Genomic DNA, 22505 nt, shown 5'->3' on the forward strand with positions numbered 1-22505 from the left:
TCCTGCACTCGAGAAGAGATTATTTCCATCCGGCGGGCATGCCCGTTCAGTAACAGGGTTGAATTCTATTGAATACTTCTGAGCAAGCAGCAGTCTGGTCCTCGCGTAACTCCGCTGAACTTTACGGTATAGATGAGTGGAGCAACGGTTATTTTGGTGTGTCGCCCCAGGGTGAGGTGGTGGTACGTGCACCTACCAGTGAGGGTGAAGCCAGTGTATCGCTGATGGAAATTGTGGACGGCTTGCAACAGCGCGGTTTACAAATGCCGGTGCTGCTGCGAGTGGAGAATATCCTCGATTCCCGTATCAGCATCCTCAACGATTCCTTTGCCCAAGCGATAGAAACGAGTGGCTATCAAGGCCAATATCGCGGCGCCTTTCCCATTAAGGTCAACCAACAGAGCCATGTGATTGCTGAAATTGCGCGCTTTGGCGAGCGTTACAACCACGGTTTGGAAGCGGGCAGTAAAGCTGAACTCATGATCGCTCTGGCGACCCTGACCAATCGCGATAGCCTGATTATTTGCAACGGCTACAAGGACGCGGAATTTATTTCACTCGGCCTGCAAGCGCGCAAACTCGGCTTTAAATGTTTTTTTGTATTGGAAACCCTGAGCGAATTGCAGTCAGTGATTGAATGCAGCCGCGCCTTAGACGTTGAACCCTTAATCGGTGTGCGTTTAAAACTTTCTACCAAAGTTGAAGGTCACTGGAGCGAGGACAGCGGTGATCGCAGCTTGTTTGGTTTGAACACCAACGAATTAGTGAGTGTGATCGACACACTGCGCGATGCCAATCTGTTGCATTGCTTCCAGTTATTGCATTTCCATTTGGGTTCACAAATTCCCAATATCCGCAGTATACGCGCGGGTGTATTGGAAGCCTGTCGCTACTACATCGAATTAGTGGGCGAGGGTGCGCCGCTTGGCTATTTGGATTTGGGCGGCGGCCTCGCGATTGATTACGACGGCACCTGCAGCACCAATGGACACAGCCGCAATTATTCCGTGCAGGAATATTGCATCGATGTGGTGGAGGCCATTCAGGAAAGTTTGGATCAGCACCAGATCCCGCATCCAACTATCGTCACTGAGTCGGGTCGTGCAACTGTTGCCCACACCTCGGTGCTTTTATTTAATATTTTGGATGTGACCCATTTTGAACCTACCGCTATGCCCGAGTCGCTCCCGGTGGGTTGCCATGAAATGATTGCCAACCTTTGGCACACGCTATCTGTTATTCGCGTTGCCAACTTGCAAGAGTCCTACAACGACGTGATCTACTATCGCGATAAAATTCGCGATTTATTTCACTCAGGCGATATCAGTTTGCGTCACCGCGTGCTGGGCGAAAATATTTACCTCGCGGCACTGCAAAAAATTGCAGCTCTACTGCCGCAGATGAAACGTATCCCTGCCGAATTGGAAAGTTTGCCGCAGCTGCTAGCCGATATTTATTACGGCAATTTCAGTGTATTTCAATCGCTGCCAGACTCCTGGGCGATTGGACAAATATTTCCAGTCATGCCGATTCATCGCTTGAATGAAGAACCCACCCGTCAGGCAATTATTGCTGACCTCACCTGCGACTGCGATGGCAAACTGCAAAAGTTTGCAACGTCTGAGGGTGAGTCTTCCACCTTACCCCTGCATGCAATAAATTCCGGTGAGGAATATTATCTGGGTGTTTTTTTGGTAGGTGCCTATCAGGAAACCCTGGGTGATTTACATAATTTGTTTGGTGATACCAACGTGGCCAGTGTGCGCATTAATGCCGATAAGAGTATTGATTTTGTGCATGAATTACACGGCGATAGTATTGCTGACGTACTGAGTTATGTGGAATACAAGCCCAATTCACTTTACGAACAATTTCGCAAAACTGCTGAACAGGCGGTGCGCGATGGCGTCATCAGCATCGCAGATCGTCAGCAAATGTTGGCGGCCTACAGTGAAAGCTTGCGCGGTTATACCTATTTCGAGAAATAATTTTTTACGACTCCTCATGTCTGCCGTGCGCGGCGGTTATGTCATTTTTTATTTTACGGGAGGCCTCAAATGGCAAAAGTATTAATCATTGGTGCAGGCGGGGTAAGCGGTGTAGTGGTGCATAAATGTGCCCAATTACCGGAAGTATTTTCCGAGATTGTGTTGGCTAGCCGTACTGAAGCCAAATGCAAAGCCATCGCGGCACAATTAAATCGCCCGATCAAAACCGCGCAGGTGGATGCTGATAATGTGCCAGAATTGGTTGCGCTGATTAATGCTGAAAAGCCGGATCTGGTGATTAACGTGGCCTTGCCATACCAGGATCTCACCATTATGGATGCCTGCCTGGAAACCGGTGTGGACTATTTGGATACCGCTAACTACGAGCCGCTGGACACCGCCAAATTTGAATATTCCTGGCAGTGGGCCTATCAGGATAAATTTAAAAATGCTGGCCTGACCGCACTGCTTGGCTCAGGTTTTGACCCGGGCGTGACCAACGTATACACCGCTTATTTGAAGAAACATTATTTTGATGAAATCCACTATCTGGATATTATCGATTGCAATGCGGGTGATCACGGTCTGCCATTTGCGACCAACTTTAATCCGGAAATTAATATCCGCGAAGTGACCGCTAATGGTCGCTATTGGGAAAATGGCCAGTGGGTGGAAACTCCACCTTTGTCGGTAAACCAGGTGTTTGATTTCCCGGCGGAAATCGGCCCCAAAAAAATCTACATGATGTACCACGAAGAACTGGAGTCACTGGTAAAACATTTCCCGGAAATAAAACGCGCACGTTTCTGGATGACTTTTTCAGACAACTATCTCAAACATTTGGAAGTACTGGGCAACGTGGGTATGACCGGTATTGAACCAGTCATGTTTGAAGGCCGCGAAATAGTGCCGCTGCAATTTTTGAAAGCACTGCTGCCAGACCCTGCCAGCCTTGGCCCGCTCACCAAAGGTAAAACCTGCATTGGTTGTTTTGCCCAAGGCGTAAAAGATGGCAAACCTGTCGCTATGTTTGTGTACAACGTTTGCGATCATCAGGAGTGCTATCGCGAGGTGAAATCCCAGGCGATTTCCTACACCACCGGTGTGCCTGCCATGATCGGCGCAAAAATGATTCTGGAAGGTAAGTGGAAAAAACCGGGTGTATGGAATATGGAGCAATATGATCCTGATCCGTTTATGGAAGACCTGAATAAATACGGTTTGCCTTGGCAAGTAGTGGAAGTCGATCCAAGTGCGATTAACGGTTAATACACATGCAAAAGCGCGAATACTTTACCCACTTTAATCCAGCCCGCGTCCCATCGCCTTGTTTTGTTATCGATAAGGCGGCAGTGGAGGACAATTTAAAAATTCTCCATCGCGTACAGCGTGAAAGTGGGGCCAAGGTACTGGCGGCACTCAAGGCGTTTTCCTGTTGGGAATTGGCGCCTTTGTATCGCGACTATTTAAGTGGAACCTGCGCGAGTGGCTTGCACGAAGCGCGCTTGGGGCGTGAAGCATACGGCGGTGAGGTGCATTGTTATTCGGCCGCCTATAAAGAGGCCGATTTAATAGAAATTTTAAAAGTTGCCGACCATGTTTTGTTCAATTCGTTTTCGCAGTGGGCGCGGTTTAAATCCGTTGCTTTGCGCGCGCAGCAAGAGCGCCCCGAATTGCAGTTTGGTATTCGTATTAATCCCGAGCATTCCGAAGGTGAAGTAGCGCTTTACGACCCCTGTGCGCCCTGTTCACGCATGGGTGTTCCTATTGCGCAATTTGAGCAGGCACTGCGTGAAGATCCATTGCTGTTAGAAGGAATTAGCGGTTTACATTTTCACACGCTGTGCCAGCAGGATTTACCACCACTTGCGCGCACACTTGCAGCGGTAGAGGAAAAGTTTGGCCAGTATTTTCCGCAATTAACATGGATTAATTTCGGCGGCGGGCATCACATTAGCCGTGAGGATTATCAGGTTGATGAATTAATTGCGCTGATTCGATCTTTTATGTCACGTCATCAATTACAGGTTTATCTTGAGCCCGGCGAAGCGGTGGCGATTCGCAGTGGTGTGCTGGTTGCCGAAGTTCTCGATATCACCTGGAATACCATGGCCCAAGCGATATTGGATACCTCCGCAACCTGCCATATGCCCGACGTGTTGGAAATGCCTTACCGCGCGGATATTTTGGGTGCCGGCATGCCCAACGAATTTGCGCACACTTACCGCTTGGGTGGTATGACCTGTTTAGCAGGCGATGTGATTGGCGATTACTCTTTTGCCCAGCCCTTGCAGATTGGCCAGCGCTTGATGTTTGATGACATGGCGCATTACACCATGGTGAAAACTACCACCTTCAATGGCATTAATTTACCTGCCATAGCACTGTGGGATTCGCGCACCAATGAACTGCAAGTGGTGCGCGAATTTGGCTATGACGATTTCAAACAGCGCTTGTCCTGATCAACTGGATATTTCGGCAACTATGCAAACCATCGACGCACCTCAAACAAAAGCCTTCATTGGTTTGGTCAATCCCAAAAGCCCCGCCAATGTCGGCATGATTATGCGTGGTGCGGGTTGTTATGAAGCTAGCGGCGTTTTTTATACCGGTGAGCGTTTTGATCGCGCCCGCAAATTTTCCGCGGACACTAAAAATGCGGCGAGTAAAATCCCGTTAGTTCATCTCGAACATTTAACGGATGCTGTTGCCCAAGGCGCGGCCGCTGAAGCGGCGGTGTTAGTGGCTATTGAATTGATTGAAGGCGCAACACCGCTAATGGATTTTGTGCACCCGCAAAATGCCTATTATATTTTTGGCCCGGAAGACGGATCGCTCAAAAAAGAGCTTATCGATCAGTGCCAGCACGTGGTTTATATACCTACTATTGGCTGCATGAATCTCGCCGCAACCGTAAATGTGCTGTTGTATGATCGCATGGCAAAATCGGGTAGGGCGGTGATAGATCAGCGGCCGGTAGCCGCTAATCGCGATGTGAATAATAAAATCAGGATTTAGCGTTAATAATTTCTTCGGTGATCAAATAATTTTCGTCGATTTCAGTGGGTATTTGTTGCTGGCCTTCCGGCTGAATGTTTTGACATTTGCCTTGCGCCTCCGCCCAGTAGAGTGTGTTGCCCACCAGCGCAATGGAGCCAGAGACTATAGTGCTTGCAGTTGTTATTGCTGCTGACATCAGCGCTACACTGGTAAGCTCTGCTTTGCAGGAGTGGGTTATACAATCAACGCCTTCTAACAGATCCAGCTGCTCTGTGCTTAATTCGATTTTTTTCTTGGTGACCATGCAGCTGGAATCAAATTGCTCCACTTTTTTGGGTGTCACCACGCAAGCGCCAAGTACAGCGGTGACCATTGTGAGCATCAGTAATTTTGATAAGCGTACAGTGTAGTGCATAAATATTTCCTTATTTCCGCTTAAATGCTTCGCTTTGTGCAAGCGAAGCGCTTTCATTTAATTTGCAGCAGGCAGAGCCTTATTCAGGTTTTCATTCACTGCTTCATCCACTTTTTTATCCAATGCTTCGCCCATGGCTTTGCCGGGTTCTTGTAGCAACTGTTGGGCTTCCTGGGCTTTGTTGTAAGCATTTTGCAATTCAGTCGGGAACACCGGTGTGATCGCTTCTTTGGCGCCTTCTATTTGCTCGGAAAAAATTTCCGGTTTGCCATCTTTAATTAACATCACTGCCATTTGATTGGTTTGGGAGTTCCATACCAGGCCTGCCTTATCGGTCACGGCTTGCACTTGGGCAGGGGCATAACGTGATGCCACATAAAACAGTGCGCCTTCCTGTTGTATCTCCTGTGCGGTGCGCAGTAATTTCATGGTGGGTTCGTATTTATCACCCAGTATGGCTGTCATGCGATCTTTGATAATGGGTGCTTCAAAAAAATTCACTTCGTTGGGGTCAAAACCTACCAGTGGTTTGAGGAACGACCACATCAGCTTGCTTTGTAATTGATTGCCGATAAGCAATGAAGAAACACAGGCTGATAAGCTGAGGCTAATCAGTAACACAGCGATAACTCGGGAAATGCGCATAAAATACCTGAAGAATAGGGTGTTGGCGGAAACGGTTTACCAAGCAGCGCTTGGCAATAAGGGCGCTATTGTGCGCTGGCGGTTATTTTCGGGCAAGTCGCTGGTCTCTCCAACGTTTCAGGCGAGTGACAGCCCAAGGCTTCAAGCGAGAGTCAGCGGCGTTGGTTCTTTGTAAAAGCGGCAGGCTCGAAGGCTCGGCCAAGCCGCAGCACCGATGATTAACGCTAAACTTGATGTCGTCTTTTCGCTACAATGGCGGCCTGCAAATTTGACCCTAATGAGACGATTATGACACTTGAACAACTGGAAACCTGGGGCATGTACCTCTGCGGTGGTGGCCTGATTGTGTTTATGTTTTTTATTGTGTGGGACTTGGCTAAAAAGTCCAACGCGGGCAAGTTCGGCACCTTTGTCCTTTTTGGTGTGCTGGGTTTTGCGATTATGGTGTTTGTGATTAAAGAAATATTTGTGCACATACTTGGCTAGCGTTTGCTGTACGGCGCTATTGCTCTTTTCACGCGGTTCACCTTTGGCTGATCACACTGGATAAATTATGTTTCATTTTTTTGTTCCCGCTACCAAGGTTCAGAAAGACCGCGCGATTATGCGTGAAACCGATGCGCGGGTTGCCAAATACAGCCGCCGCGGATTGATCCTCAACTTTATTGTGTTTGTCCTGTGTTTGGCATTTGGCAATTTTCAGGAGAAAGAACATAACCTGGCCATAGTGCTGGTGACAGGTTTGCTGCTGGTGACGCTGGTTCGCAGTTATTATTTATTTCGTTTTGACAGCCTTTATGCCCGCGCGCCTGCGCGTTGGCGCAACCAGTACTTTTTTGCTTCCTGCCTGGGTGCCGCCTGGTGGAGTTTTATTCTTGTTACCCTGACCTGGGTGCAAGGCATGCGCGGCGAAACACTGGTGATGTGGCTCTATTCCGTTGTTTTTTATTCCAGTGTCGCCAACGTGTTTGCGCCCTATACGCGCTTTCTCAGTATTTATCTGGCTATAGGGCAGGTGCCTGCGGCGATTACCGCTATTTTGTTGGGCACTGCTGACGGCGCGCTTTACGGCTGCATTATGCTCACCTTTTATGTGATGTTGGCGCACCAGGGCAAGGTTACTTCCCAGGCTTATTGGGAGCGGTTGGAAGCGCACTTTTCGCTGCGTGAGCGCGCGCAGGGTTTGGAGAATGAAAAGCGCAGCTCCCAGGCTCAAATTGAATTGAAAAATGAATTTTTGGTTAACTTGGGGCAGGAGATTCGCTCTTCCATCAGCGATGTGCTGAGTACCTTGTCATTAATTGACGACAGCCAATTATCCGAGCATCACCGCGAATTATTAGCCATGGCTAATAAAGCCACCGGGCGTCAAATCGACCTGGTAAATAACGTGGTGGACTTTTCCAAAATCACCACCAAAACCCTGGTGTTGGATGAAGTGGAATTTGACCTGCGCCGTGTACTGGAAAAATTTGTACAGGATTTTGCGTTGGACGCGCATCAGCAGGGGGTAGAGCTTTATTACAGTTTTGACCCTGCCATGCCCTTGCGTGTGCGCGGTGATGCTGCGCGCCTGAGCCAAATTTTGGGGACCCTGCTCAACCATACGCTGAAAGACAGCCGCATCGAGGATGTGTTTATTGAAGCGCGTTTCCATCAGGATCAGGACGATTTGGGTGAGTTACAAGTGGTAATCAGCGATAGCGAAAAAAGCACTCAGAGCGAACAGGATTCAGATTCCAGAGAGAGCAGTTATCGCGGTATCGGCCTGTCCATATGTAAGGGCTTGGCGGAGTGTATGGGTGGCAGTGTGCATGTGCGCGAAAATAAAAATCGCGGCAACCGAATTTTTATCAACGTTGCATTGCAAGTGGTATCCCACGAAGACCGCCGTTTTGGTTCGGAGCAAAAACTGCGTGGTAAACGCGCACTGTTGGTGGATTTGCCGGATCACAACGGCAATGTGTTGGCCGACGAATTAAATGCCTGGGGCATGAGCACCCACATAGTTTCGGGCCAGGAGCAGACGATTGCCAAGTTACTGGAGCAGGCAAGAGCCGGCGCACCTTATGATCTGGTGCTGATTTTTACCAAACTCAACAACATGAATGGTTTGGCGCTGTCCCGTGAAATTACACAACAGCCGGAAGTCGCAGATGTTAAACAAATTATTGCAATGAGTATTTTGCAAAGCGACAGCCCGGAAATGAAATTGCACCTGCGCTCCAACCCCCAGGTGAGTGTGATTGAAAAACCGATCATGCGTCGTCGCCTGCACGATGTAGCGGTGCAAAAACTTCTGAACTTCGCGAGTGAGGATGAGCGCAAAACGGGTGTGACTGAGCCGGTTGGTCTAGCTGTGGTGCCCAGAGTGTTGTTGGTGGAGGATCACCGCGTGGATCAAATGGTGATTAGCGCCATGCTGAAAAAATTGGGCTGTTATGTACAAGTCGCGCACAACGGTCTTGAGGCGGTGGATATAGTCGCCAAAGAGCGTTTTGATTTAATCCTGATGGATTACGACATGAAAGAGCAGGACAGCCTCACCGCGACACAAAAAATCCGCGCCTATGAGCAGCGCAACCACAGCCTGCATCACCTGCCGATTGTTGCCGTGACCTCAACCCAAACCGAGTCCGAGCAAGCGGTTTATCTGGCGGCTGGAATGGACGATCACATTACCAAACCAATCCGTTACGACGATTTGGAAGAGCGTTTGCAGCGCTGGTTGGAGCAGCGCTAGGCGCACGAGTTAAGAAGCGTTTATCCGCGTAAACCCCGTCACATCGACTAAAAGTCACTGTTACAATAAGTGGCTTTTTTTGTATCTATTGAATTTGCACGACCCGGCGCCCGATAAAAACCCTTTTCGATAACAAGGCATAGCTATGACTCGTTTATGTTCCCTTTTAAACCGCTTTTTATACCTGCCAGCCTTGGGTGTGGCGGCACTTTTGCTGCTACAAGGCTGTAGCGATCCCTCAACGTCGGCCGGGAAACCTGACCAGCCGGTGGCTACAGAAGTGACCAGCCTCAAGGGCGCCCATGTCTTGGTATTTAGCAAAACCGTGGGGTGGCGCCATGATTCCATTCCCGCCGGCATCGCTGCGCTGAAAAAACTCGCTGCAGAAAACCAGTTCACTTTAGTGGCGAGCGAAGATGCAAGCCTGTTTAGCGATGCCGGGTTGGCAAAATTCAACGCGGTGATTTTTTTAAACACCACCAGCGATGTGCTCAATGAACAGCAAGAGTTGGCGATGGAGCGCTACATTCAGGCGGGTGGTGGTTACGTGGGAATTCACGCTGCAACCGACACCGAATGGGAAGGGGATTGGCATTGGTATCGCAACCTGGTGGGTGCGGTCTTTAAAAATCACCCGAGTACACCCAGCAATGTGCAAAATGCACGCATCACTATCAGCGATAAAAATCATGCGTCCACCAAAGCGCTGCCAGAGCAGTTTGAATTAGCGGACGAGTGGTACAATTTTCGCGACATGTATGAATTTATCAATGTATTGGCCAAGGTGGATGAATCCACTTACCAAGGCGGCGAACATGGCCACGATCACCCCATTTCCTGGTATCACGATTACGATGGCGGCCGCGCGTTTTACACAGGCCTTGGCCATACCGCTGAAACCTTTTCCAATAATTATTTTTTAACGCATTTGTTGGGCGGCATTCGCTACGCGGTAGGGCTTAACTACCAGGAGGGCAGCGCGCCACAATTGGATTACGCGAAAGCGCGCCCGGAAAATAACCGCTTTGTTAAAAAGACCCTTATCGAAGAGTTAAACGAACCCGTTAAATTTGATTTTTTCCCCAATGGCGATGCGCTGATTGCACTGCGCCCCGGTGAATTCACCCGCGTGGATTACGAAACCGGTGCTGCTCATCCCGCCGGCACTATCGCTGTTGAATACAACAAAATTCAGGAATGGGGTTTGATTGGTGTGGCGATTGACCCGGATTTTGCACGCAATAATTGGGTGTATGCCGCGTTTAATGTGAAGGACGAACAGAATAATTATTTTCAAAAACTGTCGCGTTTTGAATGGCGCAACAATCAAGTGGATACCAGCACGGAAAAAGAAATTTTACGTTATGGCATAGACAATAATTGTTGTCATACCGGTGGTGACTTGCAATTTGGCAACAGCGGCGAGTTATTTTTTTCCACGGGCGATAACACTAACCCTCACGATCAGGACGGTTACGCACCGCTGGATTTCCGCCCGGATATGAAACGCAATGACGGTCTGCGCGGGCCGGGTAATACCCAGGATCTGCGCGGTAAAGTGCTGCGCATCAAACCACAGGCCGATGGTACTTATACTATTCCGGAAGGCAATTTATTTAGCGATGCGGCACAGGGTCGCCCGGAAATTTATGTGATGGGCGCGCGCAACCCTTACAGCATTACCTTCGATAAAAAAACCAATACGCTGTTCTATGGCGATGTTGGCCCCGATGCGAATGTCGATTCAGAAGAAAAAGGCCCACGTGGTTACGATGAAGTAAACCGTGTGACCGCGGCCGGAAATTTTGGTTGGCCGTTAGTGATTGGGCAAAATCGCCCCTACAAAATGTACGATTACATCAATCAAAAAGCCGGTGAAACAGTTGACGTTAATGCGCCCATGAATGTGTCGGCGTTAAATACCGGTGCCAAACAATTGCCACCGGCGCAGCCGGCATTTATTGCTTACCCCTATGGTGCATCGGAGCAATTTCCTGAATTGGGTGTGGGTGGCCGCACCGCTTTGGTCGCTGATGTGTTTTACGCAAACGACTACCCTGAATCCATCAATCGCTACCCAGGCTACTACGACAATAAATTATTTATTGTGGATTTCATGCGTGCCTGGGTAAAAGCGGTGAGTTTTGACGCTCAGGGGCGCATCCAAAAAATTGAACCTTTTGCTCCGCAAATTAGTTATTCATTGCCCATCGATGCACGCTTTGCGCCGGACGGTACGCTCTATGTGTTGGAGTATGGCAATGCCTGGTTTACTGGCAACCCCGATGCGCGTTTGGCGCGTATTGAATATGTAGGTGCAGGTAATCGCCCACCGGTGGCGGCTTTCTCGCTGAATAAAACCCAAGCGGGTTTACCGGCAAACATTCAAGCCTCTGCCGCAGAAGCGGTGGATCTGGATGGCGATGCCATTCGCTACCAGTGGACCTTGCGTTGTGCAGTGGGTGATTGCGCCACTACAGAATTGGGCGATGCCCGCGATATCACCTTACCTTTTGCCGAGGCGGGGCGTTTTACCCTGAGCCTGCGCGTTACTGATGTACACGGTGCAGCGGCAGTGGTGAGCAAAGAATTGGAAATTGGCAATGAGCCGGCCAGTATTGAATTGCTGTCTGCACAAAATAAATCTTTCTTCTGGGGTGATACTGCCCGATTTGCGTATGAATTGCGTGTGAAAGATTTGGAAGACGGTGACATCACCAGCATCACGGCCAATAACCCCAACGTGCAATTTACTTATCGCGCGCCGCAAGAAAGTAAAGGCCAAGGGCATCAATTGGCGAGTATTGATGATCAGGCAAAAAATTTGCTCGATGCCAATAATTGTTTAACTTGCCATAAGTTGGATGAAAAAGTCGTTGGCCCGGCGTTCCGCGATGTGGCGAAGAAATATGAAAATGATCCGAATGCTTTGACTTATTTGGTGAAAAAAATCGGCAACGGCGGCAGCGGTGTGTGGGGCGATATGAATATGCCTGCCTTCTCCGGTTTGGGTGAGGCAGATTTAAACGTGCTGGCTACTTATGTGTTGTCCTTGAATAAGGAAAAAGTAGTACCCGCCTCGTTATCTTTGACTGGTCAATTGACCTTGGATGGACACGAACAAACCAAAGCGCGCTTTACCGACAACAAGCCCTTTGCGGCTCAGGGCGAAGCTTATCTGTTAAGTGCAAGTTACACCGATAAATCAGTGCAAGGTGTTGCACCTATCAGCGTTAGCAACACCTTTGCGCTTATCCCGCATCGTGTGGATTTCGATGGTATTTTTGTTGAGACACAAGCGACTAAAGATGTTAAGCGCGGTAGTTTCCGCGGTGTTAAAACTATTCAAATGCCAACCAGCACCGACTGGTCTGGTTTCACTTTGGGAAGCTATGATTTAACGCAAATTAAATCGCTACAGTTGGGTGCGTTTTTCTTTAAAGAAGCGACTGACTGGCAATTTGAATTGCGCCGCGATAACGCCCAGGGCGAGGTTCTTGCCCAGGGTGTGTTAGCACCAGTAGGTGAATTAAAAACCTATGAGCGCACCCGCATAAACCTTGTGCCGACAAGCGGTTTTACCAAGCTGTATTTGCAAGTAAAACTTGCGAAGAAAGCCTCGGCGGAGATTGCCCTGCAAGACATCAGTTTTGAAAAATAAACGCTAGTCTCATTGTTGCGGTGTTTCAGGCCAGCGCGTCATGTTATCCATAACGCGCTGGCCTGAATTGTTTTGCGCGTCAATATTAAATGCCGCCGCGTGTCAGCTTTTCCGGGTTCAATAACTCCTCCAACTGTCCACGGCTTAAATCGGTTTGCTCTTGTGCGACGTCGATAATAGCGCGCTCTTCGCGATAAGCTTGTTTGGCAATCGCCGCTGCTTTTTCATAACCGATTAGCGGGTTTAGCGCGGTTACCAAAATCGGGTTTTGTGCCAGCGCTTTTTCCACGCTGGCGTGGTTCACAATAAATGTGGCGATGGTTTTATCGGCCAACTCATTGCAGGCATTACTCAATAGCTCAATGGATTGCAGCAGGTTGTAGGCAACCAGCGGCAGCATCACATTCAATTGGAAATTACCGGACTGGCCGGCAATAGCAATGCTGGCATCGTTGCCCATCACCTGGGCGCACACCATACACACTGCTTCCGGAATCACCGGGTTTACCTTGCCGGGCATGATGGATGAGCCGGGTTGCAATGGTTTCAAACTAATTTCCGCAAGGCCGGCCAGCGGGCCGGAATTCATCCAGCGCAAATCGTTGGCGATTTTCATCAGGCTAACCGCCAGCGTTCTCAGTTGCCCGGAGGTGGCAACGGCAGTGTCCTGCGCGCTCATCAGCGCAAAATAATTATCGCCGGGGGTGAACAACAGGCCGGTGGCTTCTGCCAGGTGTTCGGCCACCCTGGCTGCAAAATCCGCGTGGGCATTCACGCCCGTGCCCACTGCCGTACCGCCTTGGGCGAGGCGCAATAGGCTGGGATGCAGCATTTGCAGGCGCACATAATTGCCCTCAATTTGGCTGGCCCAGCCGCTCAGCTCCTGCCCAAAGGTAATGGGCATGGCATCCATTAAATGGGTGCGGCCGGTTTTAATGACCTCGTTGAGCGCTTCGGCTTTACCTAACAAACTGGTGTGTAGCTCTTCCAGCGCGGGGAATAATTGTTGTTTGAGCGCGAGGGCAGCGCTGATATGGATGGCGCTGGGAATGACATCGTTACTGCTTTGGCTCATGTTCACATGGTCGTTGGCGTGCACCTTTTGCCCCGCCAAATCACTGGCGATATGGGCAATCACCTCGTTCACATTCATGTTAGTGCTGGTGCCGGAACCGGTCTGGAAGACATCCACCGGAAACTGATCCACGTAATGCCCTGCGAGGATACTGTCGCAGGCGGCGGCAATCGCCCAGGCCAGGTCAGCGTCCAACAGGCCCAGTTGCTGGTTGGCCAGCGCCGCTGCTTTTTTTATGTGTACTACCGCATGGATAAAACGGGGGGGGAGGGTGAGGCTGCTAATGGCAAAGTTATCCAGCGCGCGCTGGGTTTGTGCGCCGTAAAGCGCGGTTTTGGGCACTTGAACCTCGCCCATACTGTCGTGCTCGGTGCGGAACTCATTCATACCAACCTCCTGCAATTGATTCCTGACATAAATGAATCCTGATCCCTAAGAGATTTAGTTACAATCCTTTCCTTCGTCAATTTTTACGCCCTTGTTGAGTGATTATGTCTAAACAATTTGTGGTTAATAGCGAGTTTGCACCCGCTGGTGATCAGCCCACTGCTATCGCCGGCCTGGTACAGGGCATAGAGGCTGGCCTGTCACACCAGACCCTGCTCGGGGTCACCGGTTCCGGTAAAACCTTTACCGTAGCTAATGTGATTGCGCAGGTGCAGCGGCCCACGCTGATCATGGCGCACAACAAAACCTTGGCCGCGCAGTTATACGGTGAATTTAAAGAATTTTTCCCCAACAACGCGGTGGAATATTTTGTTTCCTACTACGACTACTACCAACCCGAAGCTTATGTGCCATCGTCCGATACTTTTATTGAAAAAGATTCAGCGGTAAACGAGCACATAGAGCAAATGCGTTTGTCGGCGACCAAAGCGCTGCTGGAGCGCAAAGACGCCATTATTATTGCTTCTGTTTCCGCCATTTATGGTTTGGGTGACCCGGACGCCTACATGAAAATGTTGCTGCACATAGTGCGCGGCGACAAAATCGATCAGCGTCAAATTTTGCGGCGCTTGGCAGAACTGCAATACACCCGCAACGACATGGATTTTGCACGCGCGACTTATCGTGTGCGCGGCGAAGTGATTGATATTTATCCGGCCGATTCCGATATTGAAGCCGTGCGTATTGAATTGTTTGACGATGAAGTGGAACAAATTTCCATATTTGATCCGCTCACCGGCGAAGTGCTGCAAAAAGTGCCGCGCTTTACTATTTACCCCAAATCCCACTATGTAACGCCGCGTGAACAAATTCTGGAAGCGATTGAAAATATCAAAGAAGAATTGCGCGTTCGTCTGGAATACCTGCGTGAAAATAATAAATTAGTGGAAGCGCAGCGGCTGGAACAGCGCACCCGTTTTGATTTGGAAATGATGCAGGAGTTGGGTTACTGCAACGGTATTGAAAACTATTCGCGCTATTTGTCGGGCCGCAACCCCGGTGAGGCGCCGCCCACCTTATTTGATTATTTGCCGCCAGATGCCTTGTTAGTGATCGACGAAAGCCACGTGACTATTCCGCAAATTGGCGCCATGTACAAAGGCGACCGCTCGCGCAAAGAAACGCTGGTGGAATACGGTTTTCGTTTGCCCTCCGCGCTGGACAATCGCCCCATGCGCTTTGACGAGTGGGAGCACATAGCGCCACAAATGATTATGGTCTCGGCCACGCCCGGCAAATACGAAGCTGAAAAGCAGGGGCAAGTAGTTGAGCAGGTAGTGCGCCCCACGGGCTTGATTGATCCGGAAATTGAAATTCGCCCGGCCACTACCCAAGTGGATGATGTGCTCTCGGAAATTCGTTTGCGCGTAGAGCAGGGCGACCGCGTATTAATTACCGTGCTCACTAAACGCATGGCGGAAGACCTCACCGAATATTTGGGTGAACACGGCGTGCGTGTGCGTTATTTACACTCGGATATTGATACGGTTGAGCGAGTGGAAATTATTCGCGATTTACGCTTGGGCCAATTTGATGTGCTGGTCGGCATCAACTTATTGCGCGAAGGTTTGGATATGCCGGAGGTATCGCTGGTTGCGATTTTGGATGCGGATAAAGAAGGCTTTTTGCGCTCGGATCGATCACTTATCCAAACCATTGGCCGCGCGGCGCGCAACATGCGCGGCAAAGCTATTTTGTATGCCGACAGGGTTACTGGCTCCATGCAGCGCGCTATTGATGAAACTGATCGCCGCCGCCAAAAACAAATCGACCACAATCTCAAACACGGCATTACACCTAAAAGTATCAATAAAAATATCACTGACATTTTGGAAGGTTCAGTGGTGCCCGGCGCCGGCGGCCGCAGCGCACGCAACAAAGCCATGGCCATCGCCGAACGCAGCGGCAAATACAAAGTAGAAGCCAACGGCAAAGACATTTGGAAAACCATCGAGCTGATGGAAAAACAAATGTTCCAAGCCGCAAAAGATTTGGAGTTTGAAGTGGCCGCTAAATTGCGCGATGAAATTGAGAAGTTGAAGCACAAGGCTATGTAGTCAGGTGTTTGAATGTTAAAACTCCTCCTGCCCATTCTGTTTCCCTCCTGGCGCTTTTTTAGCAGCGTGGGTCCATCGCCGCGTATTGATATTGCCTGGCTAGCTGAAAAACATGCTGAGCCGCTGGAGTGGTTTCCGTTTCGGCCCTTGCCGGAACGAGTGGGTGTTGCGGTGGGTTTGCAGCGTTTGTTTTATAACCCGGAGTGGAACGAGCGCTTGTATTTGAATACTTGCGCTGAGCATTTGTTGGAAACTGATTCCGCTTTTCACGCGCAAAAAATTGCCGAGCGGTTGTTGCGTGCTGTAAACACTGGCGAGCTTAATGCGGGATCGGCGCTTTATTTGGTATTTCGCGTGCGGGCTTTGAGCAAAGAGGCAGGTCAGCTGAAGGACGAGTTGGCATTTATGTCTGAACCCATTTCATTACAGCGGGAGCCAGTGTGATGACGCTGGAACTCGCGGTGCGCTGGGCAGAAATTATTTTAGGTGTGGCGATTTTTCAACAGAGCCTGGAATTATTGCGCGGCTTGGCATGGGAGAAAACGCTGGGTTTGGTGCGCGCCGGTTTGGCCATTTTATTGATGCTGGGATTTCAACCACTGTTGATAGAGCTGGCATTGCTGGGAACGGCGGCTGTGTTGATTAGTCGCTACCGCGGCCCTTACAACGGCGGTAGCGATACTATGACCTTGTTGGTATTGCTCTGTTTGTGTTTATCGCATTTGGCGCCGACCCGTTACTGGCAAGAAATTGCGTTGGGTTATTTGGCCATTCAATTAACGCTGTCGTATTTTCAATCGGGTTGGGTGAAGCTGGTTAATGCCCAGTGGCGTAGTGGTGAAGCCTTGCAGCAGGTTTTTGCACTCAGTGCCTATCCGGTAAGCAATGCTGTGCGCGAGTGGGCGCAAAAGCCGGGGTTATTGTGGGTAATGACTTGGGCGGTTATTGCGTTTGAACTTTTATTTCCACTGGCACTGTTAAATCAAACGATGCTTTTTATCGCGTTATTTATCGCCGGGTTATTTCATTTGGCGAATGCCTGTTTGTTTGGGTTGAATCGCTTTTTTTGGATTTGGCCCGCGGCTTATCCGGTAATTATTTGGTTTCAGCAGCGTATGATGGAGATCATGTAAATTGTACCGCTCACTCCCGCAGGTTTTGCGGGAGTCGTTTGGGCAGGTGATGACAATTAAAATTGAAAACAACTAAAAACAATTAAAAATAATCAAAGCGCGATGCGTTTACCTTCTTTTGCCGCTTTAAATACCGCTTCCACAATTACTATGTCTTTCATGCCTTCTTCACCCGGAACTAATACCGGTGATTTATTGATAATCGCCAAGGCATCGTTATCCATTTGTCGCGCTTGTTGGTTCTCCGGCGCGGCAGGCAAAATAATGCCGCTACTGGTTTGTCCCTTAACGCCACTGTAGGACTGGAAGGGTTTTAATTCGTACCAACCGTTTGCGCATTCAGCGCGCAGGTGATTCATACTTTGCGCGTAGCTGGTTGCGCATTTTGCGCGCGTACCGCTGGCAAACTCCAATTCAAAGTGCGTGGTTTCATCCACATTTTTATAGACTTCAGTGGTGCTACTCATGGTTGCTGAGGCCACTGCTATAGGCTCTTCACCCGCGGTGTAACGTGCGGCATTGAGCGGGTAAACGCCCATGTCATACATGGCGCCGCCACCCATGGCGGGATCGGCGCGCCAGGAATAACTTGCCCCTGTGCCGTTGTAGCCGGCCTCGGCAATAATGGTTTTGATATCGCCATAGGGTTTTTGTTTGGCAAATTGCATGATGCGCTGGGTATTGGGTTCATGCTGCATGCGATAGCCAATGGTGAGTTGCACTTTATTTTTTTTGCACACATCAATCATGTCCTGACACTCGCGTGCATTCATCGCCATGGGTTTTTCACACCAGACGTGTTTGCCTGCATTCGCGGCAATTTCGGTGAATTTTTTGTGGGTGCCGGTGGGCGTTACTACGTAAACCACATCGATATCCGGGTTGTTCGCCAACTCGTGCATGTTGTCGTAGTTGTATACGTTGTAATCGGCAATGCGATAATTTTTTTGCCACTGCGGAATTTTTTCCGGCGAGCCGGTCACTATGCCAGCCAGATAACAGTGTTGCGTTAACTGCAGGGCAGGGGCGAGTAAATCGCGGCTGTAATAACCCAATCCAACCAGAGCCACCCCCAGGCGCTTGCGTCCAATCGTGTTGGCAAATACACCGGGTGCGCTGGCAACAAGGCCCATCGCTCCCAGCGTTTTTAAGAGCTGGCGACGTGATACCTGATTCATGTTATTTACCTCAGTATTGCAAATATTGAGCAGCCGCTTGGCCACATTCCTGAAGCTAGTTGTAATCGTCAAGGTGACTCTGTGCAAACCGATAAACAAAAAATTACCTGCGTTTACTTTGCTGCGTGGGTGACAGCAGCTTATGCCCGGCTTGACTGATAGAATGGCGCTTTTTTATTCGTCGCCCCTTTGCGGGCTCACCTGATTCTGGCACTGGCACCTATGCAAAATTTTACCGAGCAGACCTTTTCACCCTCCACTGGCGCCATTGCAGATGCCTCGAATTTTGAAGACTCCCGTTTAGTGCCGCTGTGGCGTGCCTGGCTGGCAGTTGCTGGCACCCAGCCCCTGGACAAGTGGTTAAAAACGGCAGTGCGCCCCTTGGCACATTCAGGCCCAACGTCTAAGCCTGAGTATGATGAGGTTAAAAAACACAACAAATTCAAGCCGGCCAAATCCACCGCCGCGCGCGCAGCCAGTGAGGCGGCAGATACCATTGCACTCAGCCTTGCGATGTTTTCGGCGCTGCGTTTCCAGCAGCTAGCCGCCGCGCTTGAGTATGCCTATCGCCGCAGTCTTGATGGCTCAGCCCCGGCGACCGACTGGAACCACTGGGACTCCGGCTGGCAGCCGCGCGATTTGCAGGCAATATCCCCCATTGCTTTTTGGTACTGGATTCAATTGCGAGTGCAGGGCGACCAAGCCAAAAAAAATCAGGCGCAGCTGCGCGATGCCGAAGCGCGCCGTGCATTTTTCAGGCAATGGGTTAGCCAGCTAAACCCTGCTGAAGCGCCGGTTTTTTTGTTATGGCATGGCTTGCGTCCGCAGTGGGGCGATTTGTTAACCGCGCGTCAAACCCAGAGTGGGTGGAGTGAGCAGACGCTGCACAAGTTTATCGCCCAGCAAGTCAGCACACCGCCGCTGTGGTTGCGGGTGCAAAAAAATGCGCAGCCAGCTGAAGTGGCCAGCAGCCTGGAACAGCAGGGCGTAAAGGTATTGCTGGGGGAGCAGGGCTTGGCTGCCCAGGGTGGAGCAGGGGTTCATACCACTCAGGCTTATAAAGAAGGTTTGGTGGAAATCCAGGATCTGGCGAGCCAGCAAATCGCGGCGGCCGTGGCTGCAAAACCGGGCCAGAAAGTGTGGGACGCCTGTGCCGGTGCCGGTGGCAAAACCCTGGCTATTGCGGCGCGTATGAATAACAAAGGCGCTGTATTCGCCACCGATTTACACGCCTATAAATTGGACGAATTAAAACGCCGCGCCAAACGTGCAGATATCTTTAATGTGCGTGCCTTTACCTGGGATGGCGCAGAGGCGCTACGCTTGCCCAAAGAGGCGGCGCAGCAAAATGGATTCGATTGGGTATTGATTGATGCACCCTGCAGTTCAGCCGGCACCTGGCGCCGCAACCCTGATGCTCGCTGGCGTTTTGAACTGGCCGATACTGCCGAGTTAATCGCACTGCAACAACAATTGCTGACCCATGCCGCTCCGGCTGTGCGCAATGGTGGTCGTTTGGTTTACGCCACCTGCAGTTGGCAGGTGAGCGAAAATGAACAACAGGTGCAATGGTTTTTAAATCAGCATCCGGGCTTTTCAGTGGAATCGCAAACCCTGCTGGGCGCCCCGGAAATAGATTCTGACACTATGTTTGTGGCGGTTTTGGGCAAACAAGCCTGATCAGGTGCTAAGCGAAGGTCGTACTACAAAAAGGTCTAACCACAAAAAGCCCTTGCCGGATTTTCGGCAAGGGCTTTTTAATTGCGCTAATGCAAATGAGGGCGAGTGTTTATAAATCCATCACTACCCTGAAACCCAAATGCGAATCAAAAATTTCGGCGTGATGGTAATCGCGGATGTGGCTGGCTAAACGCTCGGCATTGTCTTTGGCGGAGCCGCCGCGCACCACCCGCGCATCACAGTTTTTGATCAGCAGCGCCTGGCCATTTTTAGGGTGCAGGTTGTAGTTGTCGGCAAAACAATCCTCCACCCACTCAGCCACATTGCCGGCGGTATCGTAAATACCAAAGGCATTGGCGGGGTAGCTGCCAACCGGTGCGGTTTTAGCGCCAAATAAACCGGAGAATTTGCTGTTGCAGCCGCGACGACAATTGGCGCGGCCAGCGGCGTCCTTCACATCATCGCCCCACCAAAACAAGCTTTTGCTATTTGCGCGCGCGACATACTCCCACTCAGCTTCGGTGGGCAGGCGGTATTTTTTGCCGGTGGTTTCACTCAGCCACTTGGCGTAGGCGCGGGCATCTTCAAAGTTCACATTAATCACCGGTCGATTGCCGCGGCCCCAGCGGTTGTCGCTGGGCAGCGCGCGGTTAGTTGCCTGGGCAAAAATATCGTAATCATCAAAAGTGATTTCATATTTGCTCATGGCGATGGCTTTATTAATGGTGACTTTGTGCACGGGCATAGCTGTCACTGTGTCTTTGTGTCCCATTAAAAAACTACCGCTAGGGATGCGCACCATTTCCGGCCCCTGGCTTTTAATCGCCGCCACTAATTCACTGCTCATGGCTTCACCCGGTTTTAAACTTTGATTCAGGGTGAAGGAGGGCGATAAATCCTGATCGGTAATTTCTACCCAACTGCGCTGCATGTCGTAGCCCGGGTGACTCACTTCAAGGTGATAAGAACCGGGTGGCAATTGCATACCGGGTTGGTAGCGCTCGGGAATATTTAACACCCGCACCCGCGCCTGGGCGGGAACAGTTTTAACCTGCAGCGCAAAGGTGATGAGTGGTTCGCTGCTGGCCGCTGCACTGGATTCCACCGCGAGGTTGCCGCTTGTCATGTCCACCGCGGCCATGGCGCTGCCATCGCCTGAATCATTGGCCATAGGCAGGGCCGCCGTTGCCACCGGTTGCGCACCTGCAAAGGGTGTTGTTGCTTGGGTGTTGGATACCTGTGCCGGGTTGCTGGTGTTGTTTGTGGTGTTGTTTGCAGCGCTGTTTGTCGCAATGGTTTCTGCGGGCGATATGTCCTGTAAGCCTTTATTCCACCAAACGCCAAGGCCGAGCAGGGCAACAACCAACAAAAAACCAACTGCCAGTTTTTTGTGATGTGTGTGTTTTTCATCCAGGGCACCATTCACCCGCGTAGCGATTTGGGTTCGCTGGGAATGGATGGACGATTGGCCCTCGTTGAAAAAAATCTCGGTGATTTTGGAAGAGGGGCGCGCATAAAAACCGCGCTCCGGGCTCCAGCGCAACGCGCGCAATTTATTCCAGCGCCAGCGCAGGGCGTGCACCGTGGCATTGACCAGAGCACGCGCCAGGGCAATGACCGTGAGGTCAGTGGGGTGCACGCTACTGGTGAGCGGTGTATGGAAATTTTTTTCCAGCTCATCGATGGCTTGAATTAAATCGCGCCCGCGCTGAAAGCGCTGCTCGGGATCTTTGGCGAGCAATTTATCCAGAATTTTTTGATAGGCGAGATATTGCAGCGGCAGTTTGGGAATGGGGGCGCTGATGTGTTTCAGTGCAATAGTCACCGCTTCTTCACCCTGGTAGGGCAAGCTGCCGGTGAGCATTTCATAAAACACTATGCCCAGGCTGTATAAATCCGAGCGGCCATCAACATTATTGCCTTTGGTTTGTTCCGGGCTCATGTAATGCGGTGTGCCCACAACCGTGCCCACATGAGTCATGCGCGAATTTGCCGATACACCGCGCGCAACGCCAAAGTCTGACAGCACGGCGGAATTGTCGGTGCGGAATAAAATATTTTCCGGTTTTATATCGCGATGCACGTAGCCTTTTTCGTGGGCGTGATCCAGCGCGCTGGCTACTTCGCGAATCACACGCAGCACTTCTTCACCCGTCAGCCCCGTGGACATGCGGTCGTGTACCGAGCCGTTGGGCAGGTAATCCATGGCGATGTAATTTAAATCTTCATGGCGGCCTATGTCGTAAATCGCCACTATGTTCGGGTGGGATAACTGGCCGACAATGGTGGCCTCGCGCTGGAAACGTTCGCTGAACGCCGGGTCGTTATTGAGTTGTGGATTCATCACCTTTAAGGCGACAACACGCCCCACGCTAATTTGAATCGCGAGGTAAACGGTGGACATGCCACCCTGGTTTATTTTTCGAACTACCCGGTAACCGGGAATTTGCAGCGCCATAACAACAAGTATCTATTTATAAGGT

The 22505-nt window shown here is 50.5% G+C and carries 16 protein-coding genes; 11 read left to right on the plus strand and 5 right to left on the minus strand.

Going from position 1 to position 22505, the window contains the following annotated elements; translation table 11 throughout:
- The first annotated feature begins 68 nt into the window (after positions 1-68).
- The 4 genes from speA to ACFODX_RS06695 all read left to right on the plus strand — a co-directional run bounded on the left by speA (position 69) and on the right by ACFODX_RS06695 (position 5006).
- Entirely contained in the window at positions 69-1988 is a 1920-nt protein-coding gene (gene speA, locus ACFODX_RS06680; protein ID WP_378117349.1) for a biosynthetic arginine decarboxylase, read from the plus strand.
- 69 nt (positions 1989-2057) lie between these two features.
- Positions 2058-3257 carry a saccharopine dehydrogenase family protein gene (locus ACFODX_RS06685; protein ID WP_378117351.1) on the plus strand — a complete coding sequence of 400 codons (1200 nt, stop codon included), beginning with the start codon at positions 2058-2060 and terminating at the stop codon, positions 3255-3257.
- Positions 3258-3262: 5 nt separating this feature from the next.
- Positions 3263-4450, plus strand: a complete 1188-nt coding sequence (gene nspC, locus ACFODX_RS06690) for a carboxynorspermidine decarboxylase (RefSeq protein ID WP_378117353.1) — start codon at positions 3263-3265, stop codon at positions 4448-4450.
- Complete coding sequence (locus ACFODX_RS06695) at positions 4422-5006, plus strand: RNA methyltransferase (protein ID WP_378117355.1); 585 nt, start codon at positions 4422-4424, stop codon at positions 5004-5006. The genes nspC and ACFODX_RS06695 overlap by 29 nt, the downstream gene beginning before the upstream one ends.
- Here ACFODX_RS06695 and ACFODX_RS06700 read toward each other — a convergent pair.
- Together ACFODX_RS06700 and ACFODX_RS06705 are read right to left on the minus strand one after the other, a co-directional pair.
- Complete coding sequence (locus tag ACFODX_RS06700; protein WP_378117357.1) at positions 4996-5403, minus strand: hypothetical protein; 408 nt, start codon at positions 5401-5403, stop codon at positions 4996-4998. The two genes, ACFODX_RS06695 and ACFODX_RS06700, sit on opposite strands and share 11 nt — an antisense overlap.
- A 57-nt stretch (positions 5404-5460) precedes the next feature.
- Positions 5461-6048, minus strand: coding sequence for a hypothetical protein (locus ACFODX_RS06705; RefSeq protein ID WP_378117359.1), 588 nt, complete (start codon positions 6046-6048; stop codon positions 5461-5463).
- Positions 6049-6336: 288 nt separating this feature from the next.
- On the opposite strand from ACFODX_RS06705, the gene ACFODX_RS06710 reads away from it, so the two are divergent.
- The 3 genes from ACFODX_RS06710 (at position 6337) to ACFODX_RS06720 (ending at position 12452) form a co-directional block, all read left to right on the plus strand.
- Positions 6337-6534, plus strand: coding sequence for a DUF2788 domain-containing protein (locus ACFODX_RS06710; protein ID WP_378117361.1), 198 nt, complete (start codon positions 6337-6339; stop codon positions 6532-6534).
- A gap of 67 nt (positions 6535-6601) precedes the next feature.
- Positions 6602-8791: a response regulator gene (locus tag ACFODX_RS06715; protein WP_378117364.1), complete on the plus strand. Its 2190-nt coding sequence runs from the start codon at positions 6602-6604 to the stop codon at positions 8789-8791.
- A 145-nt stretch (positions 8792-8936) separates the two neighbouring features.
- Positions 8937-12452, plus strand: a complete 3516-nt coding sequence (locus ACFODX_RS06720; protein WP_378117366.1) for a ThuA domain-containing protein — start codon at positions 8937-8939, stop codon at positions 12450-12452.
- Positions 12453-12537: 85 nt separating this feature from the next.
- Here the strand turns inward: ACFODX_RS06720 and ACFODX_RS06725 are convergent, their stop codons facing one another.
- Positions 12538-13914 carry a class II fumarate hydratase gene (locus tag ACFODX_RS06725; protein WP_378117368.1) on the minus strand — a complete coding sequence of 459 codons (1377 nt, stop codon included), beginning with the start codon at positions 13912-13914 and terminating at the stop codon, positions 12538-12540.
- Between the two features lie 104 nt (positions 13915-14018).
- Between ACFODX_RS06725 and uvrB the strand changes: the two genes are divergently transcribed.
- Genes uvrB through ACFODX_RS06740 form a run of 3 tightly spaced genes read left to right on the plus strand, consistent with a single transcriptional unit; the run spans position 14019 to position 17164 of the window.
- Positions 14019-16031 (plus strand): excinuclease ABC subunit UvrB, encoded by a 2013-nt coding sequence (gene uvrB, locus ACFODX_RS06730; RefSeq protein ID WP_378117370.1) that lies wholly within the window; start codon positions 14019-14021, stop codon positions 16029-16031.
- Between the two features lie 12 nt (positions 16032-16043).
- The gene (locus ACFODX_RS06735) at positions 16044-16475 is read left to right on the plus strand and encodes a hypothetical protein (protein ID WP_378117372.1); all 432 of its coding nucleotides are present in this window, start codon (positions 16044-16046) and stop codon (positions 16473-16475) included.
- Positions 16475-17164, plus strand: a complete 690-nt coding sequence (locus ACFODX_RS06740) for an HTTM domain-containing protein (protein WP_378118115.1) — start codon at positions 16475-16477, stop codon at positions 17162-17164. Before ACFODX_RS06735 ends, ACFODX_RS06740 begins: the two co-directional genes overlap by 1 nt.
- Positions 17165-17256: 92 nt before the next feature.
- On the opposite strand, the gene ACFODX_RS06745 is transcribed toward ACFODX_RS06740, so the two are convergent.
- Complete coding sequence (locus tag ACFODX_RS06745; RefSeq protein ID WP_378117374.1) at positions 17257-18342, minus strand: Gfo/Idh/MocA family protein; 1086 nt, start codon at positions 18340-18342, stop codon at positions 17257-17259.
- Between the two features lie 222 nt (positions 18343-18564).
- Between ACFODX_RS06745 and ACFODX_RS06750 the strand changes: the two genes are divergently transcribed.
- Positions 18565-20022: an RsmB/NOP family class I SAM-dependent RNA methyltransferase gene (locus ACFODX_RS06750; RefSeq protein ID WP_378117376.1), complete on the plus strand. Its 1458-nt coding sequence runs from the start codon at positions 18565-18567 to the stop codon at positions 20020-20022.
- A 109-nt stretch (positions 20023-20131) separates the two neighbouring features.
- On the opposite strand, the gene ACFODX_RS06755 is transcribed toward ACFODX_RS06750, so the two are convergent.
- Positions 20132-22480 carry a bifunctional serine/threonine-protein kinase/formylglycine-generating enzyme family protein gene (locus ACFODX_RS06755; RefSeq protein WP_378117378.1) on the minus strand — a complete coding sequence of 783 codons (2349 nt, stop codon included), beginning with the start codon at positions 22478-22480 and terminating at the stop codon, positions 20132-20134.
- Positions 22481-22505: the final 25 nt, after the last annotated feature.

Source organism: Cellvibrio fontiphilus (assembly GCF_042646205.1).
In the GTDB taxonomy this organism is placed as follows: domain Bacteria; phylum Pseudomonadota; class Gammaproteobacteria; order Pseudomonadales; family Cellvibrionaceae; genus Cellvibrio; species Cellvibrio fontiphilus_A.